This is a genomic window from Klebsiella sp. RHBSTW-00215, assembly GCF_014103785.1.
Classification (GTDB): Bacteria; Pseudomonadota; Gammaproteobacteria; order Enterobacterales; family Enterobacteriaceae; genus Klebsiella.
Genome location: NZ_JABXQS010000002.1, coordinates 207,011 through 218,228, shown reverse-complemented (window position 1 = coordinate 218,228; position 11,218 = coordinate 207,011). Strand labels below are relative to the sequence as shown.

Sequence of the window (11,218 nt, the reverse complement as noted above, 5' to 3'; positions counted from 1 at the left end):
CTTGATCCTCAACGGTTATCCACAAAAGGATGTAGTAATACGTATCGCAGTCAACGGATATACATACCTCTGTAAATACCGTTGCATATCACAGTATTAGATTATGCATATAACAGTCAACATTTTACATTCCGCAGTCGATCCAGACAGACGTTAAAGCCAGTTACAGCGCATGCTGGAGCGATCCGGGGATCTCTTTTGGATCTCACTATGATCTCCTTGGGATCAATTATTGGATCGAGACCATGAATAACCCAGATACAAGGCCGGAAGCGCCATACCAGATATCCAGAACCCTGGCCTGATTTTCCTGAATACGCTCTGGAAGATTGAGATCTACAGGTACAACAATGAAACATTGACTGCGGTATGCTGAGTCGTCTTTCCTCTTTCTCGACACAGATGCGGTAAGCATCATACCATAGTCAATATATTACATACCGCAGTCAATTTCATTATAACTGGCTTATCCAGAGCCATCTTTAGCAACCCGACGTACGTGCAATCTGTGAATTCTGTGATTTTCCGCTTCCTCGCCGCTTTCTCACTCCGTGAGATCGCTTACTGCGGCGAGCGGCAGTGATTAATATTGACTGCGGTATGTACTCTTTTGTAATCCCCTGCGTTCTTTGCATCACCCAATGCGGTTCACTTTGCACTTTTTCGTGCACTTTGCGTTTTTATTGTTGCTTTGCAATAAATTCCAAGATTTAATAAAATAATGCAAAGTGAAGATTAAAGGATGTTCAGTATGGGACTCATGGATACACTCAACCAGTGCATAAGTGCTGGTCATGAAATGACGAAAGCAATCGCCATTGCGCAGTTTAATGATGACAGTCCGGAAGCCCGGAAAATAACCCGGCGCTGGAGGATTGGTGAAGCAGCTGATTTAGTTGGCGTGTCATCTCAGGCTATCAGGGATGCCGAGAAAGCTGGCCGGCTGCCGCACCCTGATATGGAAACCCGTGGGAGAGTTGAGCAACGCGTTGGTTATACCATCGAGCAAATCAATCACATGCGGGATGTATTTGGTACACGACTGCGCCGTGCTGAAGATGCGTTTCCGCCGGTGATTGGTGTTGCTGCTCACAAAGGTGGTGTTTACAAAACCTCAGTATCCGTTCACCTGGCTCAGGATCTTGCTCTGAAAGGACTCCGTGTTCTGCTTGTTGAAGGCAATGACCCACAGGGAACTGCTTCTATGTATCACGGATGGGTGCCCGATCTTCATATTCATGCTGAGGACACTCTCCTGCCCTTTTATCTTGGGGAAAAGGATGACGCCAGCTACGCTATAAAGCCCACCTGCTGGCCTGGCCTTGATATCATCCCGTCCTGTCTGGCACTGCACCGCATTGAAACCGAGCTGATGGGGAAATTTGACGAAGGCAAATTACCTGCTGACCCGCACCTGATGCTCCGTCTGGCCATTGAAACTATCGCTCATGATTATGACGTGATAGTTATCGACAGTGCACCCAACCTTGGTATCGGTACGATAAATGTTGTATGCGCTGCTGATGTACTGATTGTCCCTACTCCGGCAGAGCTTTTCGACTACACCTCCGCACTGCAGTTTTTCGATATGCTGCGTGACCTGCTTAAGAACGTGGATCTTAAAGGCTTTGAGCCAGATGTCCGTATTCTGCTTACTAAATACAGTAATAATAACGGCTCGCAGTCCCCGTGGATGGAAGAACAAATTCGGGATGCCTGGGGAAGCATGGTCCTTAAAAATGTTGTGCGCGAAACGGATGAAGTCGGTAAAGGTCAGATCCGTATGAGAACCGTTTTTGAACAGGCTATTGATCAACGTTCTTCAACTGGCGCCTGGCGTAATGCCCTCTCTATATGGGAACCTGTTTGCAATGAGATTTTTGATCGTCTGATTAAACCACGCTGGGAGATTAGATAATGAAGCGTGCTCCTGTCATTCCAAGACATACCACACATACTCAATCGACTGAAGATACTTCATCACCGGCGCCAGCCGCACCTATGGTGGATTCATTAATTGCGCGCGTGGGTGCTATGGCCCGAGGTAATGCTATCTCTCTTCCGGTATGTGGACGGGAAGTAAAATTTACCCTTGAGGTGCTCCGGGGAGACTCTGTTGAGAGCGCTTCACGCGTATGGTCAGGCAATGAGCGCGATCAGGAACTACTTACCGAAGATGCTCTGGATGATCTCATTCCTTCATTTTTACTGACCGGTCAGCAGACTCCAGCTTTCGGCCGCCGGGTTTCTGATGTCATAGAAATTGCAGACGGCAGCCGTCGCCGTAAAGCCGCAATCCTGACGGAAAGTGATTATCGCGTTCTGGTTGGTGAACTGGACGATGAGCAGATGGCTGCATTGTCCCGACTGGGTAACGATTATCGGCCGACGAGTGCTTATGAACGTGGCCTGCGTTATACAAGCCGGCTGCAGAATGAGTTTGCAGGAAATATTTCTGCGCTTGCCGATGCGGAAAACATCTCTCGTAAGATCATTACCCGCTGTATTAATACGGCCAAACTGCCTAAATCCGTTGTTGCCCTGTTTGCACATCCTGGAGAACTGTCTGCCCGGTCAGGTGAAGCCCTTCAGAAGGCTTTTGCAGATAAAGAAGAATTACTGAAGCAGCAGGCTGAGACTCTCCACGATCAGAAGAAAGCGGGACTAATCTTTGAAGCTGAAGAGGTCATTAGTCTTTTAACATCCGTACTGAAACAATCTCCCTCTCCAAGGGTTAATCTGAGCTCACGTCATCAGTTTGCTCCAGGGGCAACAGCATTGTATAAGGGCGATAAAATGGTGCTTAATCTGGATAGGTCCCGCATTCCTGTGGAGTGTATAGAGAAAATAGAAGCCATTCTTAAGGAGCTTGAGAAACCAGGAGTCTGATGCGGACACGCTTTAGTCTACGGTTATCTCCCTTTACTTCATTTCCTTTCTCACAGGCCAGAAAACATAACTGGCCTAAATATTCTCTCTGAGACCACGGTCCCACCTGCATCGTCGGTCAGGTTATCTTTCTGGGACCACGGTCCCACCTGCGTCGTCGGTCAGCTTAGCTGCCTGGGACCACGGTCCCACCTGCGTCGTCGGTCAGGTTATCTTTCTGGGACCACGGTCCCACCTGCATCGTCGGTCAGGTTATCTTTCTGGGACCACGGTCCCACCTGCATCGTCGGTCAGCTTAGCTGCCTGGGACCACGGTCCCACCTGCATCGTCGGTCAGGTTATCTTTCTGGGACCACGGTCCCACCTGCGTCGTCGGTCAGCTTAGCTGCCTGGGACCACGGTCCCACCTGCATCATTGTTTAGGTTTCCAGCCTGGTACCACGGTCCCACCTGCATCGTTGGTCAGGTTATCAGCCTGGGACCATGGTTGCATTGATGTCAATGACGAACTGATTTTTGACATGATTGCATCACGAAGAGCGGAATAATCTTGCAGCAGAACTGAAATATCTGGCGATTGAATAGTAATGGATCGGGATTAGAGCCGAGTATACTGAGTACAATTTGTCAAATTTCGCAGTGTATTCGGTTTAATCTCCTCCAGTTTTTAAAGGTCAATTGCTGCCGCTACGCGCTGTTCAGACCTTCGTCCGGCAAGTAACCAATCCAGGCTATTTTCACAACCCAGGGTGAATAACATCATTCCGTCATCAGCATAGCCACATCATGCATTTCGTCACACTGTATGATCTGGGGATTTCAGAGACATTACTTATCACAGGTTATGCAGATGAATAAGACTCAATAGATTGTTTATCCACAGTGACGGGGATATACATGTGGGTAGCTTCTTGAAAGACTTATGATGTAAATCCAGCCTCTTGACTCTCACATTGCCAATATATAGCTCGTGACCTGCTCCCCGTTGATTAGTACACCCCGATGTTAGTAATGTCTTCATAAGCCACATGAGGACATCCCCATGAAGAAGCGTTTTTCCGACGAACAGATCATCAGTATTCTCCGCGAAGCCGAAGCTGGGGTACCCGCCCGTGAACTCTGCCGCAAGCATGCCATTTCCGATGCCACGTTTTACACCTGGCGTAAGAAGTATGGCGGTATGGAGGTGCCTGAAGTTAAGCGCCTGAAGTCGCTTGAGGAAGAGAACGCCAGACTCAAGAAGCTGCTTGCCGAAGCCATGCTGGATAAAGAGGCGCTTCAGGTGGCTCTTGGGCGAAAGTACTGACGACAGACCAGAAGCGGGAAGCCGTGATGCTGATGTGTGATGCGACCGGTATGTCGCAACGTCGTGCCTGCAGGCTTACAGGTTTATCCCTGTCGACCTGCCGCTATGAGGCTCACCGTCCGGCTGCTGATGCGCATTTATCAGGGCGCATCACTGAGCTGGCACTGGAGCGCAGGCGTTTTGGCTACCGTCGTATTTGGCAGTTGCTGCGCCGTGAAGGGCTTCATGTTAATCATAAGCGCGTGTACCGGCTTTATCACCTCAGTGGCCTGGGCGTAAAACGCAGAAGACGTCGTAAAGTGCTGGCAACAGAACGTCTGCCGCTGCTCCGTCCGGCGGCGCCCAATCTGACCTGGTCGATGGATTTCGTCATGGACGCACTTTCCACCGGTCGCAGGATCAAGTGTCTTACCTGCGTCGATGATTTCACAAAGGAATGCCTGACGGTCACTGTTGCCTTTGGGATTTCAGGCGTTCAGGTCTCGCGTATTCTGGACAGCATTGCACTGTTTCGAGGCTATCCGGCGACGATAAGAACTGACCAGGGGCCGGAGTTCACTTGCCGTGCACTGGATCAATGGGCCTTTGAGCATGGTGTTGAGTTGCGCTTAATCCAGCCGGGAAGCCAACGCAGAACGGATTTATTGAGAGCTTTAACGGACGATTTCGCGATGAATGCCTGAATGAGCACTGGTTCAGCGATATCGTTCACGCAAGGAAAATCATTAATGACTGGCGGCAGGATTATAACGAGTGTCGTCCACATTCAGCACTGAATTATCAGACGCCATCAGAGTTTGCAGCACGGTGGCGAAATGGAAAATGTGAAGGTAAACAAACCGACCTTACTAACTGACGGTTGTATCTAATCCTGGGGGCAGGTCACTCGACTAACTTCATAATGGCGCGCCAAAAATTAGTAAAAAATTACCATATGGCTGTCATTGAATTTGTGAAGGTGAGTACCATGCCGACATCGGCAAAGGTACAAAAGAGTAGTATTGTTCCAATGTTAGAGCTAAAGCATGTCTAAAGTAGCAATTGCTGGGATAATGCTAAGGCAGCATCGTTTCTTGTTTACTCATATAAGTGCGTGTAAGGAAGTGAATATATCAAGCCCGGGCCATGGCCCGGCAGGATATATTTGATTACATTGAAGTGCCCTGCAATCATATCTGACGCCACAACTTCCTCTATGGATTAAGCCCGAAGACTTTCTAATAGGCCTCTCTGCGAGGATGAAATTTGTCTACGGATGAGGGGACAGTACAACAAGCAAACAGGACCTCATATTACTGGCTGGAAGCCAAGCTTTCTTTTACCGGGTATTGAATTTTGTTTTACAGTATATGCAAGCGCTTTAACGGGATATCGTCCGCTTTGTGAAAAAAGCGGAAGTAGCTAATCACAGTTTGAGTGGAGCAACTGAATGAAGGTCCTGTTTGTTCTGCGTACCAGACACAATCACTCAGACAGTGGCTTATTTAAAATATGTTAATGAAACCTAAGCAAGAGAACTGAAATGGACAAATTGTTAAATATGCTGCGTTATAAGAGTGAGGGGTCTGATATTGACTTCAAATCTACCCAGTACCGCTTTAACAATGGTTCTGAGGGTAATGACTCCAACTTATTGATAGTGTTTTATGTTCAGATAATGCCCGATGACTTTGTCATGCAGCTCCACCGATTTTGAGAACGACAGCGACTTCCGTCCCAGCCGTGCCAGGTGCTGCCTCAGATTCAGGTTATGCCGCTCAATTCGCTGCGTATATCGCTTGCTGATTACGTGCAGCTTTCCCTTCAGGCGGGATTCATACAGCGGCCAGCCATCCGTCATCCATATCACCACGTCAAAGGGTGACAGCAGGCTCATAAAACGCCCCAGCGTCGGCATAGTGCGTTCACCGAATACGTGCGCAAACCGTCTTCCGGAGCCTGTCATACGCGTAAAACAGCCAGCGCTGGCGCGATTTAGCCCCGACATAGCCCCACTGTTCGTCCATTTCCGCGCAGACGATGACGTCACTGCCCGGCTGTATGCGCGAGGTTACCGACTGCGGCCTGAGTTTTTTAAGTGACGTAAAATCGTGTTGAGGCCAACGCCCATAATGCGGGCGGTTGCCCGGCATCCAACACCATTCATGGCCATATCAATGATTTTCTGGTGCGTACCGGGTTGAGAAGCGGTGTAAGTGAACTGCAGTTGCCATGTTTTACGGCAGTGAGAGCAGAGATAGCGCTGATGTCCGGCGGTGCTTTTGCCGTTACGCACCACCCCGTCAGTAGCTGAACAGGAGGGACAGCTGATAGAAACAGAAGCCACTGGAGCACCTCAAAAACACCATCATACACTAAATCAGTAAGTTGGCAGCATCACCGAAGATCGCGGGCGGAAACATCCAGATCACCGTCACCTCAGTTCGCAATGGAAACGTGAAATTCCAGCACGTTCAGGTGCATTATGAGCCGAACACGATCTATGGCCATGCAGACTTTACTGCGAACCTCTCTAAAGCCCAGCAAACGACGCTGCGGCAGCTCTATGACGGCTGCAACCCGCGCCCGAGGCGCGACCTACTGCGTGGTGGAGCCGATCGCCTGCAAGTCGGGGCGATGGAGTTTCAGTGCTCCCCTGAAGAGCTATTGTCGGGATTGATTGAAACGATCTACGCTATGCGAAACGCCCTACTACACGGCGAAGTAGACCCCGACCCGAGGGTACTGTCTTGCTATGAGCCAGCTTATCGGATCGTAATGCTGTTTCTAGGCTGCGTGAGATAAGCAGGAGATGTACCCTGTGTTCATATTTTTTAGATATGGCATTAGTCATGGCATTGATATTTTATTTGATATTTAATCTAAGTAAATTAATATGATATATAGGCAGTTGATAATAGAGTGGGAGTGAGGCTATTATTTAGCCTATTGTTTTATTTGATTTAGTGAGTGCCATTGATGATATGACTGCATTATCAATGGCATTTTTTATGGTTTAAGGCCGACGCTGAATCGAAGATATAGCAAATACCATGTGACCGTATCAGCAAATGCCATGGTATCGACAACCGGGTGCATTGCAGCGCTGTGCTGATGCCATCGATGCTCGCTTTGATCAGAACCGCTCTCTCGACCCTTGCCCCAGATCGTTAAATATGCGCCAGAGGAGCACCTCGTGATAGAAATTGTGAACAAGACAGCCGCCACTCGGAATCGAAGTATCCATATAGGTGAATAAAGTTTGCGGAAAATACGCTGAGAAAATAGAAAAGCGTCAATGAAGGGACATAGGAATGGCGATTAACGGAGAGAACGGTGTTAGTGCAGTCACCGTGGATGAACTACTCAAGCAAGGCCTTCGGATACCGAACTATCAACGCCCATACAGTTGGGATGTATCGACTGCTCTACAACTGGTGGATGATATCAGCGAAGCTCTTCGAGATACCGAACGAAAAGATATTCCCTATGTTTTGGGTGCAATCATTCTTCACGATGATGGTGAGTATCTCAATGTAGTCGACGGGCAGCAGCGCCTGCTGACTTTGCGAATGATTCTTGCGGCCTTAGATCCGATAAATCATCAAATTTCGATGTCTGGTAACAGCGACACTCCTGTCTCCCTAGTTTGGATAGAGCTTCAAAGGCGCCTGTCGCAGTTGGAAGATAAAAAAGAGTTTTTGGATTTTATCTGTCACAAATGTCAGTTGGTGCGTATTGTGACGGACGATATTGATGAGGCATTTCGTGTCTTTGATTCCCAGAACTATCGCGGCAAACCGCTTGCCCCTCACGACTTGCTCAAAGCACACCACCTGCGCGAAATGCACGATGAGTCCGCTGCTATGAAAGTGGCTGTCGTTGAGGCTTGGGAAGCCGTAAACGATGAGGATCTGGACAGGCTTTTTTCTACTTTTTTATACCGGATATCCAAGTGGTCACGAGGCGAAAGCTCGCTCGAATTTACTATTCGGGACATCGGCATGTTCAAGGGCATTTCATCACGATCCCACAGGTCATTTTCGCCAAATCTGCGATATCACCTTGCAGCACAAGCCGCTATGCCACTTCTAAGTGCATGGTCGGTATCCTCTACACATGATGCACGAAACGCCGGGCGCAGCCGCTTTCAGCTTGATGCCCCGATAATCGCAGGACGCTCATTTTTCGAGATGGTGACATTCATGCTTGACGAATTGAAGATACTGGAACAAGAGGTTATTGACAGAGGTTTCAAAAACTTTGGCCCATCTCAAAGTCGCTACCGCTACGTGTACGAATTGTTCATTGCCGCGCTGCTTTGCTATACAAACAAGTTTGGCGATGAAGATGTAGATGAAGTGCGAAATAGGTTATTCGCATGGGCATATGCCTTGCGGGTCGAGTTACTTCGTGTGCAATTTGTATCTGCTGACAACCGAGCGCGAGGTAAAAACGATGCAAATAAATCGCCTTTTGTTTTGCTACGTAATGCGATGACTGGAAGTGTTGTCCGCAAACTTCCAATAACAAGTAAGCCATACAGCGATAACCACGAAAAGGAACTCGTTGCTTTTATCAAGGGGCTGCAATGAGCAAGAAGGAGTTGAAACCTGAACTGTTAACAGTAGGCAAGTTATTCACTGACAATTATCTGATTCCTATTTATCAACGGAACTATGCTTGGCGGGCCGAACAGATTGAGCAACTTATTAGCGATATTCAAGACTCGGTGGTAGGGGGCCAGGACAACTATTTTCTTGGGAACCTTGTTGTAATCAAGCGGGGTAGAGAGGATGAGTTCGAGGTCATAGATGGACAACAACGACTTACAACCCTCTATCTGCTTCTTACCTTCCTGGAGCAAGACGGTGAGGGTGAGAAGCCGTCGGTTGGCCATGCAGGCCACTTGCAATATGAGTCGCGCGCACGGGCAACTGAGGCCCTGCTGCGAGTAGCACAGGAGGCGGCTAAGGAGCACGTTCGACCGCAGGGCTCCACGAGTAATGCAGATGCTGGCATTCATGAAGGCTACAGCATCATCAATCAGTTCTTCAAACAAAATGAAAACCTTAATCGCTCACGCGAAAAATTCTCCGATTTCTTGCTAACGAAGGTGACTGTCGTCCGTGCCTCGCTGCCACCCAATACCGACCTCAATCGCTACTTCGAGATCATGAACACTCGTGGGCAGCAACTCAAGCAGGTTGATATTGTTAAGGCTCGCCTGATGAGCAAACTGCCCAATCAATATGAACGCGAATGCTTTGCGTGGGTTTGGGATTCCTGTGCTGACATGGATTCTTATGTCCAGATGTCTCTGACCCGTGGTGACACAAGTTTGCGAAACAAAGTATTTGGTGATGAATGGTCCTGGCTGGAGGTGACCAGCTTCTCTTCGCTAATGGAAAGTCGTCCGCAATCCGGCATCAATTCATCAAGGCAATCCTCCGAAGGGGTATCGTTGTCCTTGGATGAGGCGTTGTCAAAATACGCTAAAGAGCTCGAGTCAAATTCCACTGAAGACGAGGGCAACGAGCGGTTTCGTTCGACTATTGAGTTTCCGGCCTTTCTGCTACACGTTCTAAGAATTATGAAAGGCGATGAGGTCGAAGACGAAGGCCTGCTTGACGACAAGCGCCTCATCAAGTCATTTGACGACGCCGTAAATAATGTACCCGATGCTAAAGCCGATTGGGTGCGTAGTTTTGCATTTATGCTTCTCAAGTGCCGCAACCTCTTCGATGGCTTCATCTTGAAGCGTCAATTCACGGCAAACATCGGTGACGATGGCGATTGGTCTCTCCAGCGACTGAAAAAAGGAGGCGGGGACAAGAAGCCAACCCCGACGTACATCCATGTTTTCTCGGCCAGCAATGGAAGCTTAGAGGAGGACGGGAGTGCTGACCCACATACCCGAGATGTATTGCTGCTTCAGTCCATGCTTCGGATTACCTACACTTCTCCGCGAACGATGCACTGGATTACCAAAGTTCTTCGCTGGCTCTCCGTTAAAGCCCCTCGAGACGTGAAACATGCGGATCTTGCCGATTTGTTGAAGGGATATGCCCGCAGCAAGGTTAAAGAGACATTCTCCTTTGAGAAAGATCAGCAACCACAAGGGTTTGGTATCAGCCGTATCGTCTTTTCGTATCTCGACTATCTTCTGTTGAGTGACTCCTCAAAACGAGATTTCAAATTTCAGTTCAGAACTTCCATTGAGCACTTCTATCCACAGCATCCTGACAAAGAACAGTCGGGCGCGGTTGTTTCAGGTTCTAGCCTTAACCTGCTTGGCAACCTCGCGCTCGTAAGCGTCAGCGCGAACTCAAAATTCAGCAATAGCCTCCCCAGAGCAAAGGCCGAAAACTTCAAGGATACAATTGAACTTCAAAGTCCCAAGCTCAAGAGAATGGCGGAAATCACCCGAAATACAAACTGGGACGATCAGCAGATAACAGCACATCATGAAGCGATGGTGACATTGCTTCGTGATGATGTAAGTCTGGTGGAGGCAAGCGGAAGATCCAACCCAGGGCGTTGACTTCTTTGAATAACTGCTTTTGGATGAATATCCTTTGTGGTGTGCAAGTTGTCAGTCTAAAAGCGTTTTGCGTCGGGCGACACGATCAGTACAGTCTCCAAGTTTTCTTACCATGGTATTTTGTATGGTATCGACATGCAGATATAATTCTATTTTATTGATTTTATAGTGTTTTAAGACAGCATTGATCATCGAGTGGGTAACATAGGCTTAATACATTCCTTGCTCCTCGCACCGGAGCACATCACAGATACTGATTGAGATCCACTTCACGCAGCGGCTGGTTTTGACGTTCTGTTATCATTTGCACTAGGTCTTTTTCGTCCAGCTCATCGAGCATTTGTTCATACAGAGCCGCGGGCACACAATAAAAAACAGGGCGGTTGCGGTCAATAATCGCGACCGGGTAGCCGCCGCCGGCACTGGCGGTGGCCACCGGATCGTTTTTAAGTTCGCTGATGCTGGCAGTCACATCACACAGAATGATATTTGTCATGGTC

The 11,218-nt window shown here is 48.5% G+C and carries 6 protein-coding genes and 2 pseudogenes; 5 read left to right on the top strand and 3 right to left on the bottom strand.

Annotated features, from left to right (window positions below):
• Positions 1–751 precede the first annotated feature (751 nt).
• From sopA to HV127_RS30475, 3 genes and pseudogenes are all read left to right on the top strand, one after another.
• Entirely contained in the window at positions 752–1,918 is a 1,167-nt protein-coding gene (sopA, locus tag HV127_RS30485; RefSeq protein ID WP_004182032.1) for a plasmid-partitioning protein SopA, read from the top strand.
• Complete coding sequence (locus HV127_RS30480; RefSeq protein ID WP_004182039.1) at positions 1,918–2,889, top strand: ParB/RepB/Spo0J family plasmid partition protein; 972 nt, start codon at positions 1,918–1,920, stop codon at positions 2,887–2,889. Before sopA ends, HV127_RS30480 begins: the two co-directional genes overlap by 1 nt.
• A gap of 1,042 nt (positions 2,890–3,931) precedes the next feature.
• Positions 3,932–5,051: pseudogene (locus HV127_RS30475) on the top strand (IS3 family transposase).
• Positions 5,052–5,825: 774 nt separating this feature from the next.
• On the opposite strand, the pseudogene HV127_RS32075 reads toward HV127_RS30475, so the two are convergent.
• Positions 5,826–6,201: pseudogene (locus HV127_RS32075) on the bottom strand (IS1 family transposase).
• Between the two features lie 44 nt (positions 6,202–6,245).
• Positions 6,246–6,521: an IS1-like element transposase gene (locus HV127_RS32070; protein WP_000179213.1), complete on the bottom strand. Its 276-nt coding sequence runs from the start codon at positions 6,519–6,521 to the stop codon at positions 6,246–6,248.
• Between the two features lie 967 nt (positions 6,522–7,488).
• On the opposite strand from HV127_RS32070, the gene HV127_RS30465 reads away from it, so the two are divergent.
• On the top strand, positions 7,489–8,769 hold the full coding sequence (locus HV127_RS30465; protein WP_004182042.1) for a DUF262 domain-containing protein: 1,281 nt from the start codon (positions 7,489–7,491) through the stop codon (positions 8,767–8,769).
• Positions 8,766–10,718 (top strand): DUF262 domain-containing protein, encoded by a 1,953-nt coding sequence (locus HV127_RS30460; RefSeq protein WP_000037308.1) that lies wholly within the window; start codon positions 8,766–8,768, stop codon positions 10,716–10,718. The genes HV127_RS30465 and HV127_RS30460 overlap by 4 nt, the downstream gene beginning before the upstream one ends.
• A gap of 244 nt (positions 10,719–10,962) precedes the next feature.
• Here the strand turns inward: HV127_RS30460 and HV127_RS30455 are convergent, their stop codons facing one another.
• Positions 10,963–11,214: a hypothetical protein gene (locus HV127_RS30455; protein WP_004182043.1), complete on the bottom strand. Its 252-nt coding sequence runs from the start codon at positions 11,212–11,214 to the stop codon at positions 10,963–10,965.
• Between the last annotated feature and the right edge of the window lie 4 nt (positions 11,215–11,218).

Coding starts and splice junctions, on each gene's coding strand:
- HV127_RS30465 (WP_004182042.1), top strand. CDS start 7,489: ATGGCGATTAACGGAGAGAACGGTGTTAGTGCAGTCACCGTGGATGAA.
- sopA (WP_004182032.1), top strand. CDS start 752: ATGGGACTCATGGATACACTCAACCAGTGCATAAGTGCTGGTCATGAA.
- HV127_RS30460 (WP_000037308.1), top strand. CDS start 8,766: ATGAGCAAGAAGGAGTTGAAACCTGAACTGTTAACAGTAGGCAAGTTA.
- HV127_RS30480 (WP_004182039.1), top strand. CDS start 1,918: ATGAAGCGTGCTCCTGTCATTCCAAGACATACCACACATACTCAATCG.
- HV127_RS30455 (WP_004182043.1), bottom strand. CDS start 11,214: ATGACAAATATCATTCTGTGTGATGTGACTGCCAGCATCAGCGAACTT.